The sequence below is a fragment of the Paenibacillus sp. UNC217MF genome, from assembly GCF_000686865.1.
In the GTDB taxonomy this organism is placed as follows: domain Bacteria; phylum Bacillota; class Bacilli; order Paenibacillales; family Paenibacillaceae; genus Paenibacillus_B; species Paenibacillus_B suaedae.
The window spans coordinates 18,006-35,843 of the sequence record NZ_JMLT01000030.1 but is presented as its reverse complement, the minus strand read 5'-3'; the positions used below and the strand labels follow the sequence as shown (position 1 = coordinate 35,843).

19 protein-coding genes and 1 pseudogene are annotated in these 17,838 nt (G+C 44.7%); 8 read left to right on the top strand and 12 right to left on the bottom strand.

Annotated features, from left to right (window positions below; translation table 11 throughout):
* The 9 genes from BP95_RS30500 to BP95_RS0115530 all read right to left on the bottom strand — a co-directional run.
* Positions 1-158: transposase (locus BP95_RS30500; protein ID WP_036667162.1), on the bottom strand; the 158-nt coding region annotated here is incomplete at its 3' end.
* A 184-nt stretch (positions 159-342) separates the two neighbouring features.
* Positions 343-1,092: a hypothetical protein gene (locus BP95_RS0115565; RefSeq protein ID WP_028532662.1), complete on the bottom strand. Its 750-nt coding sequence runs from the start codon at positions 1,090-1,092 to the stop codon at positions 343-345.
* Between the two features lie 46 nt (positions 1,093-1,138).
* Entirely contained in the window at positions 1,139-1,768 is a 630-nt protein-coding gene (locus tag BP95_RS0115560; RefSeq protein ID WP_028532661.1) for a hypothetical protein, read from the bottom strand.
* A 204-nt stretch (positions 1,769-1,972) separates the two neighbouring features.
* On the bottom strand, positions 1,973-2,866 hold the full coding sequence (locus BP95_RS31980; RefSeq protein WP_051614099.1) for a toll/interleukin-1 receptor domain-containing protein: 894 nt from the start codon (positions 2,864-2,866) through the stop codon (positions 1,973-1,975).
* Between the two features lie 355 nt (positions 2,867-3,221).
* Positions 3,222-4,586: a stalk domain-containing protein gene (locus tag BP95_RS30490; RefSeq protein WP_155987280.1), complete on the bottom strand. Its 1,365-nt coding sequence runs from the start codon at positions 4,584-4,586 to the stop codon at positions 3,222-3,224.
* A 189-nt stretch (positions 4,587-4,775) separates the two neighbouring features.
* Complete coding sequence (locus tag BP95_RS0115545; protein WP_028532660.1) at positions 4,776-5,063, bottom strand: hypothetical protein; 288 nt, start codon at positions 5,061-5,063, stop codon at positions 4,776-4,778.
* A gap of 26 nt (positions 5,064-5,089) precedes the next feature.
* Positions 5,090-5,650 carry a hypothetical protein gene (locus BP95_RS0115540; RefSeq protein WP_028532659.1) on the bottom strand — a complete coding sequence of 187 codons (561 nt, stop codon included), beginning with the start codon at positions 5,648-5,650 and terminating at the stop codon, positions 5,090-5,092.
* A 5-nt stretch (positions 5,651-5,655) separates the two neighbouring features.
* Complete coding sequence (locus tag BP95_RS0115535; protein WP_028532658.1) at positions 5,656-6,312, bottom strand: hypothetical protein; 657 nt, start codon at positions 6,310-6,312, stop codon at positions 5,656-5,658.
* A 17-nt stretch (positions 6,313-6,329) separates the two neighbouring features.
* Positions 6,330-6,938 carry a hypothetical protein gene (locus tag BP95_RS0115530; protein WP_028532657.1) on the bottom strand — a complete coding sequence of 203 codons (609 nt, stop codon included), beginning with the start codon at positions 6,936-6,938 and terminating at the stop codon, positions 6,330-6,332.
* 371 nt (positions 6,939-7,309) lie between these two features.
* Between BP95_RS0115530 and BP95_RS0115525 the strand changes: the two genes are divergently transcribed.
* Positions 7,310-9,025 carry an alkaline phosphatase gene (locus tag BP95_RS0115525; RefSeq protein ID WP_231515120.1) on the top strand — a complete coding sequence of 572 codons (1,716 nt, stop codon included), beginning with the start codon at positions 7,310-7,312 and terminating at the stop codon, positions 9,023-9,025.
* Between the two features lie 74 nt (positions 9,026-9,099).
* On the top strand, positions 9,100-9,795 hold the full coding sequence (locus BP95_RS0115520) for an ABC transporter ATP-binding protein (protein WP_028532655.1): 696 nt from the start codon (positions 9,100-9,102) through the stop codon (positions 9,793-9,795).
* A 44-nt stretch (positions 9,796-9,839) separates the two neighbouring features.
* Here the strand turns inward: BP95_RS0115520 and BP95_RS34580 are convergent.
* Positions 9,840-9,890: pseudogene (locus BP95_RS34580) on the bottom strand (DUF7681 family protein); the annotation flags it as partial.
* 186 nt (positions 9,891-10,076) lie between these two features.
* Positions 10,077-10,853, bottom strand: coding sequence for a hypothetical protein (locus tag BP95_RS33920; protein WP_021255761.1), 777 nt, complete (start codon positions 10,851-10,853; stop codon positions 10,077-10,079).
* Between the two features lie 445 nt (positions 10,854-11,298).
* Between BP95_RS33920 and BP95_RS0115510 the strand changes: the two genes are divergently transcribed.
* The 3 genes from BP95_RS0115510 (at position 11,299) to ald (ending at position 14,522) form a co-directional block, all read left to right on the top strand.
* On the top strand, positions 11,299-11,607 hold the full coding sequence (locus tag BP95_RS0115510; RefSeq protein WP_021255760.1) for a hypothetical protein: 309 nt from the start codon (positions 11,299-11,301) through the stop codon (positions 11,605-11,607).
* Positions 11,608-11,916: 309 nt separating this feature from the next.
* Positions 11,917-13,206, top strand: coding sequence for a PucR family transcriptional regulator (locus BP95_RS0115505; protein ID WP_028532654.1), 1,290 nt, complete (start codon positions 11,917-11,919; stop codon positions 13,204-13,206).
* 185 nt (positions 13,207-13,391) lie between these two features.
* Entirely contained in the window at positions 13,392-14,522 is a 1,131-nt protein-coding gene (gene ald, locus BP95_RS0115500; RefSeq protein WP_021255757.1) for an alanine dehydrogenase, read from the top strand.
* 210 nt (positions 14,523-14,732) lie between these two features.
* Here the strand turns inward: ald and BP95_RS0115495 are convergent, their stop codons facing one another.
* Positions 14,733-15,785 carry a YeiH family protein gene (locus BP95_RS0115495; RefSeq protein WP_051614100.1) on the bottom strand — a complete coding sequence of 351 codons (1,053 nt, stop codon included), beginning with the start codon at positions 15,783-15,785 and terminating at the stop codon, positions 14,733-14,735.
* 418 nt (positions 15,786-16,203) lie between these two features.
* On the opposite strand from BP95_RS0115495, the gene BP95_RS34575 reads away from it, so the two are divergent.
* The 3 genes from BP95_RS34575 (at position 16,204) to BP95_RS0115480 (ending at position 17,838) form a co-directional block, all read left to right on the top strand.
* Positions 16,204-16,293, top strand: a complete 90-nt coding sequence (locus BP95_RS34575; RefSeq protein WP_221888502.1) for a putative holin-like toxin — start codon at positions 16,204-16,206, stop codon at positions 16,291-16,293.
* A 273-nt stretch (positions 16,294-16,566) separates the two neighbouring features.
* The gene (locus tag BP95_RS0115485; protein ID WP_028532652.1) at positions 16,567-16,914 is read left to right on the top strand and encodes a DUF4260 domain-containing protein; all 348 of its coding nucleotides are present in this window, start codon (positions 16,567-16,569) and stop codon (positions 16,912-16,914) included.
* 33 nt (positions 16,915-16,947) lie between these two features.
* Positions 16,948-17,838 carry a LysR family transcriptional regulator gene (locus BP95_RS0115480; RefSeq protein WP_021255754.1) on the top strand — a complete coding sequence of 297 codons (891 nt, stop codon included), beginning with the start codon at positions 16,948-16,950 and terminating at the stop codon, positions 17,836-17,838.

Below are 17,838 nucleotides of genomic sequence, written 5' to 3'. Positions count from 1 at the left end.
AAGGAACCTGTTTGGTGGGCTTGTTTAATCCAGCGATCCAATGCAGATGCACTCAACTCATACTCACTTACAATGTCTGCTCTTGATTTCCCATTTTCGTATAGCTGAACCATCTGTTTCTTGAATTCATCTGTAAATGTGCGTCTTATTCTTGGCATAGTAGATCCGCTCCTTGTTATGATGTGTTAATTCTACTAGCCCTTAATTTTTCTGTCCAACTAAGTGTAGCCGATCTAAGCCGGGTGTGTTTGACTGAAGCAAGTTCCTCCATACCTTCTGGTGAATCCATGCATGGCGAATGTCGAACTGACACGTGAACACAGTGTTAGTTAAGTTTTTTCATCATCGAATTACTTTCAAAGTAGAAATAACTTCACTTGCAATATCCTTAATAAAGATAACTTGTTTTTCTGTTGGCTTTTCCCCGTGAATTGCTGATGAACAAACTGCATAAGTTTCCTTTATAGCCCCGCTAAAAGATGGTGGTATAATATCATACTTAACCAAATCACCAACCATTCGATGTATCGGCATATATCCGATTTTGCCCTCACTATTAAATTCACCGAAGTTATTCATCCAGATCCTTCTTATTTCTTTTTCGATATTGTATCTTACCGAAAAAAGCAGAATGTTATCATCCGGAACATCCAACTTTGTTATTGATTTGACTTCTGTTGCTACTGGAGCATTCTGCTCAATAAATTGATTCATAGTACTCTTGATAAATTCTTCAATTCTATCAAGTTGATTATCAGGTGGAGCCGATGGATTGCTGAAAAAGATACTTGGACTAAATTTATTTTGATTATTAATGTCCACAACGTTTCTTACAACTTCCTTAATTTCTTTCATATCGCCTTTGACTTCCGACTTTAAAGTTGTAAATTCTTGTTTCAACTTTATTCCTAATATATCCACTTCTGAGAAAAACGGAATAAGCATTAAAGCTGCTAGTATTGCTATTAGCACCGTATCAAATGATCCAACTGAGCCTGTTTTTAGTTGATCGTAACGAAGGTAAAACAAGTATACTCCAGAGGCAATAATAATGACCCACCAAACATATTTGAAATATTTATTAAAGTGCATCCTGATTAGTCCCTTTCAAATCATGTCATCTAATCGATACAATCAACTATTTGAATAACGGTGATACAATTGTATAAATTGTACCAAGTAAACCAACAATTCCAAAAACAATTGTATAGGCGAATGATTTCTTAGAAAGCTTATATCCCGAACGATCCTGATACTCAAAAACTTCAAGTTCATCTATTAAATTTTCAATTAGTTCCTTTGACTCGTTTGTTATTTTAGTGTCATCCAATAGACGGTACATCTTTCCTATCGAGCGACCTGTATAGTTATTGTACGGATTATCTTTTTTAACTTTATTAGTGATATTTATCAATGTTTGTCGGTAAGATCCAGGATAGTCAATTTTATAAATTCTCTTCCATGTTCCTTCTGGTGTTGTATTTATGTTATATATGAAATCATCTAGAACCTCACTTAAAGTTGCAAACTTCTTAAACACTTTCGGGTTGCGCTTAGAATTTTCTTTAAAAAGTACTTTTATTTCAACCAACATATCTGAAATATCTTGGTTGTTTTTAATTATCGTAATAACACCTCGATAAAATTGATTTCTCCCCCACTTAAACTCAAGTTCATTAACTAAATTGATAATAAGAAATCCAAGACAGACACCAGCAATTATTATTGTTCCCCCGAAAATGCTTACTACTATCCAGAAGTCATCCATAATTAAGCCACCTCTATTTTCTTTTTAATTTTTCTGCAACCGGTCTTTTATCTACGAGCCCAAGAGGCATAATGGAGTACGAGTCCGACGTGCCTAGCCTTGCAGGGTCGTGAGCTGATTTCGTTTCTCTGTTACACACTTCTTACTACCCCGGAGTAAAGCCCGAATATATGATGTAGCCGAGATTCATATATTCTTCGTCGATTACTTAAGAATATTATTTCCCTTATACCAATTAAATCTCTTTAACATATCTTTTGTTGCCTCATAGATTTCATCATTTCTGGAAAACCGCTCAGTAAAATACTGAGCTTTTTCCGTTGGAGTACCGAAATTATTGTTAAAGTCCTCCATAACTCTCCATACAAATTCGTCGCAGTAGTTAACAGAGTTTCCAACATAGATATCGAAATCACTAACTCTCAAATTATTGGGGTTCGATTCATTCTTAAATGTTGCCATATAGGCATTACTCCCACCCACTAGCTTAATTGAAATTGACTTATTCTCTGGTTTCTTGTAGGCATAAAGAGTGATTGAGTATTCATTTGAAGTTCCTCCTACCCAAACACTCCAATTATAGAGCACTGCTCGATCAACTAGTGTTGTTACTAATTCTTCAAATTCTCTGATCTTATATTGCTTCCAGTTCACTTTTCTGTTTTTGGTAAATTTCCTCCAATTATCTTGAGTTATTGCTTCTGTTTCATCTATACCAAATATAGCAGCTAACTCACTAAATCCACTTTCGTAATCATTCCTGAAATCTGCAAATTTACGGTCTGCTAAGAAATAAGGTATCTGACATTCTCTATAATATATTGGTAACACAAAAACCTTTTTTTGTTGCATTTGCTTAACCCATGCTGCTCCAAGTTCACTCTTTACCCACTCTGAATTTAAAGCTTCCGGCGATAGTACTAGACCAAGGAATTCATTTTCTCTTATCCCATCTTCGATCTTCCAAGTAATTGAGTCACCTATTTTTATTTCCCACTTATCAAACCATACATTTACACCCAGTTTCTTTAAATCCCTTGCTAATTTCTCAACAAATAATTTATCTATGCTTGTATGGCTTAAAAAGATACTCGGCATTTTTAATTCCCTCCATAGTTTTGCATGAATTTCGGCTATCAGTATTATTACGAGCTTCGCAAATACCCACTACTAATTATCCATGCACAGGTCGATATTTCCATGTAATTTATTCCATTTATTTAACATGCTATTGAAATCAGTATTCCCTCACCCGAAATAAGTTCCAATGCCCTATTCCAACGCAAAAAGACACGCCAGTAGCCAGGGATCCCCCCCTAACTACTAGCGTGTCTTTCGACTCACTATAATTCTAACCTTTTATCTTCTCTTTTTACTTTCTCTATATCTATTTATCTCTTTAATCTTGCTTATATCTAAACTGAAGCGATAGCCTCAGTTAGTAACAATCAACTTACTTCTCATCGCTAATTCCAACAACGCCTGTTGGGTCTACGCCGAACTTGGCGCCGAAGACGTCTTGCATGGAGTCAAGTGGCATGAAGAGCTTGCCGTTCTTCACGACTGGGGCTCCCTTCAGCTCGACGAACATTTTAGCAACAGATGCTTTCTTGTCGCCTTCTTTCAGCGCAATCCATCTCGCTCCACGCATGAACTCGTATGCGCCAGTCTTTTCGTTCTTTTCCACTTTGTAACCGAGCGCCTTGCCGATCTCTTCGATTGGCACCATGACGTTGTGTTCAGTTGTGAATACTTCCTTGGATATCTCGCCAAGCCCTTCACCGTTTACAACAAGTACCCAGTGCATGCCACCGAAGGAGTCCTGTGGAGTTTGGTTTGGATCTTCTTTCCCTTCCGTTCCTTCACTAATACCGATTACGCCAGTCGGATCGATACCGAACTTCACGCCGAAGACGTCGCCAAGGGAGTCAACCGGCATGTACAGCTTGCCGTTCTTTACAGCTGCTGCTTCCTTCAGTTCGACGAGCATTTTGCCTGCTGAGGCTTTCGTGTCGCCTTCCTTCAGTGCAATCCACTTGGCAGCGCGGGAGAACTCGTATGCGCCAGTCTTCTCGTTCTTCTCTACTTTGTAGCCGAGCGCCTTGCCGATTTCTTCAACGGGCACCATGACATTGTGCTCGGTCGTGTACACATCCTTCTTGTCCACGCCAAGGCCTTCTCCATTTACGACAATGACCCAATGCATGCCGTCGAAGGAGTCTTGTGGATCTTGGTCATTTTCAATCTCGATGTGACCGTTGGCATCTATCGTCACACCTGCATGCAGCACATTGGAGACGAACTGCAGCGGTACATACAACGTCTGTTCCTTGAGCAATGCTGCTTTTCCAAGATGCAGAATGTCCTCCGCTTGACGGTATTCATCTTTGTTCAGCATAGCCGTCACCATCTTGTCGCCTTTTACCGCGGTGGACGATTTCTCTGCCTGATTCCATGTGAGCTTGTAGCCAAGTCCTTCGGTTACCGCACGGAATGGTACAAGGATGTGATTTCCATCTACCATCACTTGTCCGGACGCTTTTTTGCCGTTAATCGTAACCGACTCTTGTGTGCCGACGTTATGTACCCATGTTGTATCCAGAGAAGCGCTAAGTTTTATCCCTACAATATCGCCCTTCTCGTTATATACGAACTGCTTCACATATTTGTCGTAGAAATTCGTGCCCAAGTCTTTCACTTCCATGTTCGTTGCAACAGCCTTTGTGTCGACAAGTTGTGTCGCCGGGGCTGCATACGCTTGTGCACCCATTAATCCAAGAGCTAATGCTACGGTAGTTGCAATGGTTGTCTTCTTCATAGGTGTCTACTTCCTCTCGAATGGTTCGTTGTGTGGTGACGCATTGCGCAATGATATCTCAGCTGATTCACACACTCAGACGGGACACTCGATCGAAAGGTTGCACAGAAGGTTATCTCCATTTTTTACTAACCATTTTGTTCATACCCACATATATACATGTACTAGACCATGGTTCATCCTAGCGAATTACGTCGACATGCCCGTCATCGCCCAAATCCAGATCCCTGCGAATCCGAGCACAATTCCGATTAAAAACAACATAAACAACTCCGAACCTAAAAGCCTTTTCACCATGCTCCCGACCAAGGCCACGATCCCGATAACACAACCGATAAACAACACGATCATGAACGGGCGTGTCAAAAACATATCCTGAACGGAGGGCTGCAGCAGCAAATAATAACTTCCTCCACCGAACAGTACTCCCACTGCGAAAAGGAACACCAGCAGTACACAAACCGTTGATTTTTTCATTGGCCGCTACTCTCTACTTATCCTGGCTAGGCCAGCTCTTCTTGGGCAATTTCCGTCTTACGTCCGCGCGAGTTTACGATTGTGATGCTGATCGCGTCATATCCATTGCGCTTCGCCTCATCGAAGTCGCATTTTTCCCCGCTAATCAGCTCCAGCTTCCCGTCCTCATCCACTTCTTCTTCGAACTCGTCGTCCCAGTCAACATTGTAATAGACGGTTACGAATACTTCGAATAGATCCTCTCCGTCCCCATCTACATAAGGAAGCAGCGGCTTCCGTTCATTATGCTGCTCCGCAGTGAACGTATCGCACAGCATCGCATCATATCCATGCTTGCATCCATCGAACAGCACGTAGCGCTTCCCTGTTGCTGGATCTTCAGCAAGAATGAGCGGTGGTGCAAAATCCGTCGACGCGATCAGATCATCGATAAGCTCTCCATAATAGAAAATATGGAACCTCTTCGCTCCACCATCAATAGCCAGCCTTCCTGTCCATTCTACCTCATGCCATACCGCAGGCTTCTCTGGGATTGCAATGCCGTCCAAATAAGCAGGCCCTTGTCTGCATTCACTCTGATTCGTCACTATCTTCACGTCCTGTCTCGTGTCATCACGATCGTTACTATACGATTATCATCGTCAACTTTTAGCTTGACCGTAATATCCAATTTATCCTTGAACAGCTTCGTCACGTTGATGTAACGATCGACGGCCTCCGTAGTTCCCCCACCTGCCGATGTCCGCGACATGCCAGCATGAATAATATCCTTCACATAATCCGTGTCCATGGGAGCGGACGGATCATAGGTATATACATGATTTCCTTTGTCATCGAAAAATTCATACATATTCGTGTAGTCGTTAGCATTTTCAAACTTCGGAACTGTTTTGATATATGCATGTACACGCTCGTTATCATACTGAATTTTGCCGTCTAAAAAGGGATTCTCCTCAGAGGACTTCACCTCATATTGGCCATAGGCCAGCATAAACAATTCATCCAAGTCTCCCGTATCTACCCGATAATAGAACTGCCGCTCTTCTCCCTTCTTATCCATTGCGGAATTATAGTTAAGAAGAGGCCATGCATTATACCTTTTGCCGTCCTTCTCAATCGCTAACGCATACTTGCTTAAGACGACCTCGCCTTGGAACACACCAAATGTACGTCCAATAAAGTAAGCAGGAATGCTCAGAATAACAATAATGATTAACGCGATGGTCAATTTAAGCTTGAGTTTGCTCATGATGCCTCCTTATCCAATTACATATCTATTCGCTGCAGCTTATGAAGCAGCTTCACGATAGCTTCTCTGTTCTTCGCTTCTTTCATATATTTGGGCAGCGAGTGTGAAGCCGTGCGCTTGATGACAGCAGCTGGCTTCTCACGCAGTTCTGCCGATATGTAGCTGATCAAATAGTTCAAATGCTCTCTATTGGCTGCCCATACCGGTTTCCCGCGGAAATAATCCAAGTAGTACAGCTCCAATTGAAAGATCGGATCCCGTTCATTTCGAAAATCCAAGTAGCAGCCTGAATAGGCCACAATCTTACGTATAGGCACTTGATTCACAGCTGAGCAATGCGGGCATGCGATATGCACTGCCTTATGTGTCTGCTGCTTGTGATCGGTAACCTCTTCATTGAACCATCTCTCGCACACCGTGCACATTCCGCTGGCTGTATACCGATAAGCTTCCGGTTCCTTCTCTTGATGGAAGCATGCCGTGCAGTTCACTACGACTCCCTGCTCCCCTTTAGAGATGTAGGCCAAGCCAGTGCATTTCGGGCACTTCACGGCAACCTGCTCATTCCGACGCAATATCGCATAAAATCCAAAAGGAAGGCCAAGGGGATCTATAAAGCGCTCCATGATGTCGTTCTCCTTCCGCTTTTTTACCAAATCATTACCAAGTATAGGTATTATACGATGAACAATCAATGGACTACCTGATTATCATTACAGGTCTTACGTCCCATTTCTATTCGATTACTCACAACTAGCAGCCCATACCGACACATGCGACATTTCATTTGCTAAATCTACTCATAAAAGCGAATCTTATAACCTACTGCTATTCAGGCCGGACATAGGCGTATCAAAGATCGCAATAAGGGTGATTTACAAAATATACAAGACTATTTAATTTTCCAATTACATTTATTTACACAATCCCTAACAATCCTTGACTACAATAAACATGTAAATTACATACTTGGTTGGAGGGATTTCGGTTGAATAAAATGTTACGCAAGTCGCTGGTGACGACGCTGGCACTTCTCATGCTGCCATTCGGAGCTATGCAATCCGATGCAGTACTCGCTAAGAGCGCAGCGAAACTACAGCCCACTTCGAAAAATCTCATCGTCCTTATCGGTGACGGCATGGGTCCTGCTCAAGTATCTGCCGCACGAATCTACTCCAAGAACAAGCTGAAGCGTCCATCCTTATATATGGACAGCCTGTATGTGGGCCAAGCAACAACCTTCGCTGACAAGGGCGAAGACGGAGATACGATCGTATCCGGTGAAGTAACAGACTCTGCATCTGCGGGTACTGCATTTGCAACAGGCAACAAAACATACAACGCTGCAATCAGCGTATCAAATGAAGATATCTCGAAGCCATTTGCTTCCGTAATCGAAGCTTCCAAGGCTGTTGGCAAATCAACTGGTCTTGTAACGACAGCTCGTATTACACATGCGACACCTGCGGTATATGCATCCCATGTTCGCAATCGCGACAATGAAAATGCCATCGCATCCCAATATTTAGAGTCAGGCGCAGTTGACGTTCTGCTCGGAGGCGGCAAGCGTCAATTCGTAAGCAAGCAGGAGAAAGGCAAGCGCGAAGACAAGACAATCATCCCTGATTTCGAGAAAAAAGGCTATAAAGTTGTATACGACAAAAAGGGCCTGCAATCGTTAACTTCGAAAAACGGCAAGGTTCTTGGCCTCTTCAACGATTCCCATGTGGACTATGTGCTTGATCGCAAGCCTGAGACTCCAAGCCTTGCAGACATGATGTCTGCAGCAATTAAGTCTCTCTCTACGAATCCAAAAGGCTTCACGATGATGATTGAGGGCGGACGTATCGACCATGCAGGCCACGCAAATGACCTGGGTGCTATGATTCAAGAGACGCTTGATTTCGATGCAGCAGTGAAGGTGGCTCTTGATTTCGCGAAGAAAGACGGCAACACTTCCATCGTAATTACAGCCGATCATGAGACAGGCGGCTTCTCCCTGTCCCGTGATAATATCTATGAACTGAATGTAGACTCGTGGGACAAGCAAAAAATCTCCTCTGAGCTTCTTGGGCCACAGCTTGCAAAAGCTGCATCCACTGACGAAGTGAAGGCGTTAATCAAGAAGCATACAGGCTTTACAGATATCACTGAAGAAGAAGCTCAATACATCATGCAAGGCGACGGTTCCTCCTATAAGCAAGAAGGCGCATTCAACCAAGTGATGGCGAAGCGCTACTTGGTAGGCTGGTCTGGACACGGCCACTCTGCGGTAGATGTAGGCGTATGGGCGTATGGTCCAATTACGGAATATGTAAAAGGTCAAATTGATAACACAGCAATTGCGACAAGCATCGCGAAAGTGCAAGGCTTGGATCTGAAGAAAGCAACTGCCGAGCTGCAAAGCAAGCACTTGTATCCGAAATTCAAGGTAAGCCGTGACGGCAAGGTTCTCTTCCCTGCCCTTAAGCTGGCACAAGCATTGCAAATTAAAGTAACGAATGATAGCGCATCAAAGACGACTACATTTACGAAAGACAAGGCGACATTGAAGGTTCAAGACGGATCTTCCGTTACATTGAACGGCAAAGCGGTTTCGATTCCAGCAGAATTGGATCGCAATGTCCTCTATGTGGATCTTGACGCATTCAGCAAGCTGACTGGCAAAGCATTGAAGTGGGATTCCTTGTCTGAGCGCATCATTTTGAAATAATCAAATCGATTCGAATGAGAACGGGTGGGGTGACAGTGTCATCCTGCCTTTTCCTTACTAAATGAGGTGATTCTATGATACAGCTTCATCAGGTACGCAAGTCCTATCGGAATCAACAGCAGCTTCTTCCCATTCTCGATATTCCACATTGGCATGTTGCACAAGGAGATCGAATTGCGCTGCTTGGCCCTAGCGGCAGCGGCAAGAGCACGTTGTTATACCTGCTGTGCGGCGTACTTGCTCCAGATGAAGGAACCTGTAAGGTCGGCAATGAACCACTGCACCAGATGACAGAACTGGAACGCGATCACTTTCGTGCGAAGCATGTGGGCATTATTTTTCAGGACTTCCATCTCATCTCTTCCCTTTCTGCGAAGCAAAATATTGAGCTGGTCTACGATGGCAGCTTGCATGGACGGGCACGGCATTCGCATATTCAGCAATGGTTCGAGCGTGTCGGCTTGCAGGATCGGTTGAATCATCTTCCAGGGCAGCTGTCGAGAGGTCAACAGCAGCGGGTTGCGATCATTCGTGCCCTGATTAATCGTCCTTCCCTTCTCCTTGCGGATGAGCCAACCGGAAGTCTCAATTACGATACGGCACAATATACGATGAATCTCCTTCTCCAACTGGCACAGGAGAAAGGTTCAACCTTGCTGACAGTCACCCATGACCAGCACTTGGCTTCACAGTACCCGAAGCAGCTTCATATCTCCGCCATTAACCGGCTTGCTGTACATCCTTTTTGGGCTTCTTGCTCTAGCCATTAGGTCATCACCACCACCCCCATTAATTGGTTAGTGTTGTTTTGTAGCTACTCGTTACGTGCGATAGAGGCGTTAGCCCACATCATCGCTTGTTCTAGGTTAGTCGTTGCTAACGACTTCTCCCGGCTGTTTGGACAAGTTCGTCAATCACGTTCGTCAATTCTTTTGCCTTCTCTCGGATAGCGTGTACTTTTCCGGTTGCCCTTCCTTTGGTGCGTGGTAATTGAAGTTGTTTTCTATTTTGGCTGACATGAAAAAACCGCCCCATAGGAGCGGCATTGAGTTTATTTGGTCGTATACTCATTCACTTCAAACGTTAAAATCTTATCAAAGATAACATAGTCTTTACGTGCGCTGAATGGCCCTTTATTATTGTTGTGCTTGTTGATTGCATAGGAAGCTGTTCCTGAGCCACCCTGCTTATTTTCGTACCATGTGATGAAGGCATTAACCTCATCCATACTTAAATCAAACTCTTTCTCCAAACCAGTTGTCATAGTAACTACTAATAATGCTCTGTTTCCTTTGGTCTGCTCTGGATCTGTTGGTTTTTCTGGATCAGGTCCTTCATTTAGTTCGTATCCAAACGTAATTTCTTTAATACACACCCAAGAACGTTCACCATCAACAGTAATTTTTATTTTCTCATAATTGCCTGGGGTTACGCTGATAGGTTCAGAGGCTTCGTCACTTACAAATCTTACTTCTTTCTTGCTTATTGCTTCCCATGTTCCATTTTTATAAGCAAATATTTGATATGTTACATTATCCATTGGGCTCGCTTTTCCTGCGATTTGTACAGAACTCAAATGTAGTGTTTGAGGAAACGTGATTTCTAAACTTCCAGAAAAGAAGTCGGATGTGGGGCCCCATTGAGTAGTTAAATCACCATCAATCACACTCATAGCTGTATTATTATCAAAGTTCTTACTATCTACTACCGTCGTACCTTTAGGAGGCAATAAACCTTCCATAGTATCAACTTTACTACTCGCAAATGCCGAGACTGGGAATACTACTAACAAGATCAATACCAATAAAAGCGTTAGATGTTTTTTCACTTCATATCTCTCCTTAATATCAACTGCTACGAGAATACAATGATAAAAGATAAATGTCTAAACATATGTTTACTTATTATTTAAATCATTACAAATACTTCTATAAAAAAAATAAAGTCGGCAATTAACCGACTTAAAAAAAATCATTTATAGACTATTATATTTAATGCCACTGCAACTCTCCTGACCGCATTCCAACGTAGTTTCCTATATGTTTTTTCTGAAATTGGCGGGTCAAAAACAAAGGTGTGTACCTGAAAGTCCTTGACGCATGTATCTGTTTTCCTTGACGAGTCTTTCCATAGGGTGAAGCTGACTTACTTCTGCCTTGATCCGCTTACATTTTTTAATCATTTCAGCAGCGTGCGCATTCTTCATTTCATGGCCGTATTCAGACTAAAACCAGCAGTATGAACAGCATGCGGCTTATGGAGGGAGCAGCAACATGAGCGTGTTCCAACTACTGTGGCGCAACATGATGCATCGGAAGACGCTCTCCCTCCTTACCATTGTATCGATTGCGATTACCATCGCGCTTCTGCTCGTACTCCTTCAGGTTCGTTCGGGAATCGAGCACGGGGCTGAGAAGGGCTATGGTCCCTTCGAATTAACACTCGGTTCCAAAGGAGGCTCTACGCAACTTGTGTTGAATACCTACTATCGAGTCGGTTCTCCTGCTGAGAACATCCCTCATCATGTTCTGCATGATGTGCTGAAGGAATCCGGGATCAGGTGCAGAATGTCCCTTCGATAATGGCGACGAAACGTACTGGAACAAAATCATGATGGTATTCGTTCCTTCCGACACCAAGCTTCAATAAACGTCCGGCGCATTGGAGCTGACGGGTACGCTGGATGTTGGCATTAAGATCGATGAGTCCGGTTATAAGACAATGTTCCGGTTATACGATACCTCTTTCAAAGAAATCAAAGAATAATGAAACGTACTTGGACAGCTGCCCCAAAGCAAATGGTAGGTCATTCGACCTTGTCCGATGTAGTCGGCCAGATGGATTTCATGCTAAAATAGTCATGATCTTCCTACTGTTGAGGAGCCATGTGCATGAATGAAATGAACCAGCTGTTCGAACAGCATTTTGACAGCTTAGAAGCAGTTGCGGATTTGGTCAGTGATCTGCTTCATTGCCCTGTCACAATTGAAGATGCCGGACATAAGCTGCTTGCCTACAGCACGCATCACCCCGGCACGGATCCTGCAAGGATAGCAACAATTATCGGACGGCGCGTCCCTGAGCAAGTCATCAGCGCATTATGGAGAGACGGCACGATGCAGCGGCTCATGTCCAGTATGGAACCGATACGTATCCAACATATCGACGAGGTAGGTCTCGGCAATCGATTGGCGGTAGCCATTCGTCATCAACAGGATATTATCGGCTATATATGGGTGCTCGACAGTGAACAATCGCTGCCAGAAACAGCTCTCCAGACATTATCCCAAGCTGCTCAGGCTGCCAAGGCCAAGTTAATGCAGCATCAGCTGCACAGCAGACGCCAGGATCAGCATAAGCATGATTTCTTCTGGCAGCTCTTAACCGGACACCACACCTCAGAGCAAGCCATTCGGGAGCATGCGGCACGACTCGGCATTTCGTTCCCTCCTGAATATTTCATATGGATAATACAGTTCAGTACACCTATCCAAGAGAAGTTATATCGTCACATTCATTACACGCTCAAAACAACTCAGCATATGCGCATGCTGCTTCATGTCATTGATCATGATCGGCTTATTATGATGTCTGCGCCCGTGCTGTCATCACATGTAAATAGCTCTGCCAATCTGTACAAGGAACCATGTCAACAGCTTATACTGCATATGAAGCAGCGATTCGGCGCCTCACCAGTTCGCAGCGGAGCAAGCACCCTATCCTCCTCGTTCCTGCTCGTATCACGGTGTTATGAAGAAGCCATGACAACGCTCAATCTAAAAAAAGCATTCCCCGATGAATTAGATTCTGTACATAGCTATGGCGAGCTCGGTTATTACCGTCATTTGCCCTTATTGTTCGAACACCATACTGCACATTCTGCCGCACGAGGATCACAGCAGACTTTTCAACATATAGGCTTAGAGAAGCTGCGCATGTATGATGCTGAGCATGCAAGCGGACTCGTACATACCATTGAACAATTTCTTCGTTATGACTGCAATGTGAAGAAGACAGCGGAAGCCTTACATATTCATACGAATACCCTCATGTATCGATTAAAGCGCATTGCAGAAGTCGGCGGTGTCGATGTCGACAGCATGGATGAGAAGATGTCGCTATTTTTGGAATTAAAATTGCATCGATTGGCAACGATAAACAAGGACAACGAATCTACGTAACACGTCATCCGTTGCCAACCTTCCCTGCGATCGATTACCCGATACGCAATTGTCCCTGGCTTTGTGGGAATTACACAAGGACAGGGTATTTTTTTTGGAGCTGACGACAAAGCGCTGGCGGGATCTACGAATTATACTTTAATTGGATAACCAAACAGGTTCAGGATATTTGAGGAGGATAAGCAATGATTATCGGAGTTCCCATGGAGATCAAAAATAATGAAAATCGCGTTGCGCTCACCCCTGCTGGTGTTGCAGCTTTCCATAAAGCCGGCCACCGTGTCATCATTGAACATGACGCTGGAATTGGAAGCGGTTTCGACAATGCCTCATATGAACAAGCAGGTGCCACTATCATTCCTAGCGCTGCTGAGGTATGGGCACAGGCCGATATGATTATGAAGGTGAAGGAGCCCTTATCATCCGAGTACGGTTACTTCCGCCCGGGGCTTATCTTATTCACGTATTTGCATCTAGCAGCTGAGCCTGAACTGGCTCGCGCATTAATCGAACATAAAGTTACTGCAATCGCCTATGAGACGGTTGAAGTCAATCGCACGCTGCCTCTGCTCACACCAATGAGTGAAGTGGCAGGACGCATGTCAGCCCAAATTGGGGCACAATTCCTCGAGAAGCCGCATGGCGGCATCGGAATCCTGCTTGGCGGAGTACCTGGCGTACGACGCGGCAAGGTTACGGTTATTGGCGGCGGTGTTGTCGGAACGAACGCTGCCAAGATCGCAGTAGGTCTTGGAGCAGATGTTACTATTATCGATATGAACGCAGATCGCCTGCGCCAGCTGGATGATCTATTCGGCTCGAGTGTGAATACCTTAATGTCGAACCCACTCAATATTGCTGAAGCGGTAGCCGAATCCGACTTGGTCATCGGTGCAGTTCTTATACCGGGCGCTAAAGCGCCGAAGCTCGTAACAGAAGCGATGATTCGTTCTATGCAGCCTGGTTCTGTTGTCATCGATGTCGCCATCGATCAGGGCGGTATTTTCGAAACGGTTGATCGCATTACCACTCACGACGATCCGATATACGTCAAGCACGGTGTCGTTCATTATGCTGTAGCGAATATGCCAGGTGCTGTTCCGCGCACATCAACGATGGCGCTCACGAATGTTACCGTTCCTTACGCATTAAGCATCGCGAACCTCGGACTTGGCAGAGCATTGCAGAACAGCCAGCCGCTCATGCGCGGCGTCAATACTGCAGGCGGTGCGATCACATACGAAGCTGTAGCCCGCGACCTCGCACTTCCGTACGTGCCTGTCGAAGAGGCGCTCCATAATGCAAGTGTGATTTAATAACAGGATTGTACGGCAACAAACGGGTTTCCTCTCCCCCTCAGGAGATATCATATTCCATGTTCTATATGTGGGACGCTCAGCAATTGGGCGTCTATTTTTTTGGAAATGAACAGCCTATAAAAGTAAGCTTAGAAAACACAAGAGGTCAACAACCAATGCTTAATTGGCATGTTGACCTCTTTCATTACGTATTTCATTCATTATGCATTACGCTAAACCGAATCCATGCACCAGCCCAAAGCCTAGCAGGGACAGCAGAATGGAACCAATGAATCCCGCCGCGAACGCCTTCATCCCAAGTCTGCGGAATGAGACAAGATCGACATTCAAGCCGAGCCCCGCCATCGCCATGGCAATCAGCATGTAGGCCGCAATGACGATATATCCTGCAATCTGTTCTGGAACGATCCCTAGTGAATTAAACCCGCTGACGAGCAGGAATCCAAGGATGAACCATGGAATCGGTACTTTGGCTTTCTCCGTCCGAGCACCTGCTCCTGCTTCCTTGCGGCTCTCACGTGACGACCAGATACCGATCAGAATAGCGACAGGAACTAGCAAGGCTACACGCGTCAGCTTAACAATGACCGCCATATCGACCGCTGCGCTGCCCCCTGGATCTGCTGCTGCAATGACATGGGCAATTTCATGCAGTGTCGCACCGGCAAAGATCCCATATCCGTTATCCGACAAGCCAAGTACCGGGAACAAGAACGTATATGCTAATGTAAAAATAGTGCCCAATATCGCAACCATCGCTGCACCGATTGCCGTTTCTTCGTCCTTGGCTTTAATTTGCGGCGCTATCGCTACCACGGCCGCCGCACCACAAATCGCGGTTCCGCACGCCGTCAATATACCGAGCCTTTTATCAACCTTGAACAATCTCGTAAGTCCATATACGACCGACAAGGTAAATACAATGACGATAACCGCCATCATGAATACTTTAGGGCCTGCACGTACTATATCCATAAGGTCTAAGCGCATCCCGAGCAAGATAATGCCGAGGCGGAGCAGCTTTTTACTCGAAAAATTTGTTCCTGCAACAATCACCTGTGGCACCCCGATGGTAGCACGCCACGCGATACCGATCAGAATGGCAATCACAAGCTGTCCCATAATACTAAGGAAAGGCAATCCCGCAAGCAGCTTCGCTGCAACCGCAATAATGAGCGTCAGCGCGATGCCGAGCGCAAATCCTCTATATTGTTTATTTCGCTTCGGCTTGGTGGCCAGAAGAACTTCCCCGTTATTCATATCCATCCCCCGTCTCTAAGCAGGCGTAACCTGATGCTTACGATGAATACTATATATGGCTTCGCTCGTGAGGGGAAATACGGATATGCAATCCCTAGCATAAGGAAAACTTATTGTCGGTATATTTATCTATAACATGAGGAGCAATTTGGTGCCTCTATGTGCCGTCCGACATTGACCATTCGCCAGGCATACTTAAGTTACATACAAAAATACCCCCAAGGCATTCTTTATATCATCCGATATAAGAACTTGACCTTAGAGGTGCTTGAATGGTCTCCTATTAAGGGTAGTCTAGACTACTGTGTTCGAATGAAGGTTCAAATATATATTCTGGTTGTAGAAAATTATGGTATGATACATGAGTACAACTGATTCGGCATGAAGGGCGGTCGGCTAGTCTCCCTGACGGGAGGTGATGCCCATGACAGTATTCGAAGCACTAACGCTAATGATTAGCTTTGGTACACTTATCGTGATGCTGTTATCGTTTAATAAACGGAAATAGACCGCCCCATAGCAAGGTATCGGTCTATTTCATGTCCGTCTTTGCAGCCGACCGTTCTTACATGCGGCCGTTGTGCAGGGATCGTGTTGGTAGCACGATCCCTTTATTCATTGTATCGCTGTTATCACATATTATACCTGATTGCTGCAGCTTAGCAACTTGAAATATAACACCTATCATTTAAGAACTGCTTCTGCCCAACCTTATGCTGTCAGGCTATGATCAGGTAAACGTATAACTTCGACATCAAGAGTGGAGGATCATGAACTGGAAATGAGCAAAGCAATCTTACATTTAGAAGGGTTGTCCGTATTTTTAGGATGCATCTATTTTTACGATTACTATCATTTTAGCTGGCTGTTGTTTTTTGTTTTGCTATTTGTTCCTGATGTATCCATGATCGGATATATACTAAGTAATAAAGCAGGGGCAATTATTTATAATGTATTTCATACCTACTGTGTGACGCTCGGAACCATGATGTGTGGAATCCTCTTATCCAATCAGACTGTCTTAGCAGTGGGGATCATATGGACGGCCCATATTGGAATGGATCGCATGTTTGGATTTGGGTTAAAGTACACGACAACATTTAAAGATACTCATTTTAACCGACTATAGTAAGTAAAGAATCAACGGAGGATCGTTAGCCAAATGATCGTAGATACAATGAAGGTATATGTAGCGGTCGTGGAGCAGCGTAATTTCTCGCGGGCCGCTGAACTGCTCCATCTCTCACAGCCTGGCGTCAGCCAGCATATCCGCAACTTGGAGCAGGAATTCGGTGTGCAGCTCATCCATCGCTCGCCTAAGCATGTGAAGTTGACCGAAGCTGGAGAGATATTATATAAGCATGCGAAGGAGATGATCGCCCGCTATGAGGCGGCACGCGAAGATATCGGGCTGCTGCGGGATGAGGTGACCGGATCGCTGCGCATCGGAGCCAGTTTCACAATCGGAGAATATATATTGCCACGCATCGTTGCTTCATTCGCACGCCAATACCCGAGCGTAGATGTTCAAGTAACCGTAGCCAATACGGAGCAAATTGCACAGTCCGTACGCGCGAATGAACTGGACATCGGACTCGTAGAAGGCAAAATCGAATATACAGATCTTCAGCTTGGCACTCCGTTCATGGAGGATGAGATGGTGCTCGTTGTACCGCCAAACCATTCGTTTGCTTCCATGCCCACCATCGAGCCCCGCATGCTGCATGACGAGGTATGGGTGCTGCGTGAGCAAGGCTCGGGTACAAGGGCGTACAGTGATCAATTCATGAGCGATCTGAAGCTGCACATCAAGCGTTCCTATGTCTTCAACAGCAGTCAAAGTGTCAAGGAAGCTGTCATGGCCGGACTCGGGATTGCAATGCTCTCTTATTGGGTCATTCGCAAAGAGCAAGAGCATGGTGATCTGCGCTTGGTGCACGTGAAGGGCAAGAGCGTCAAGCGAGCGTTCCACATTCTTCAGGACAATAACGCTTCTGCCACGATGGCCATGACGATGTTCATCGACCAGGTAAGGCATTTCCAAATGCGGTAA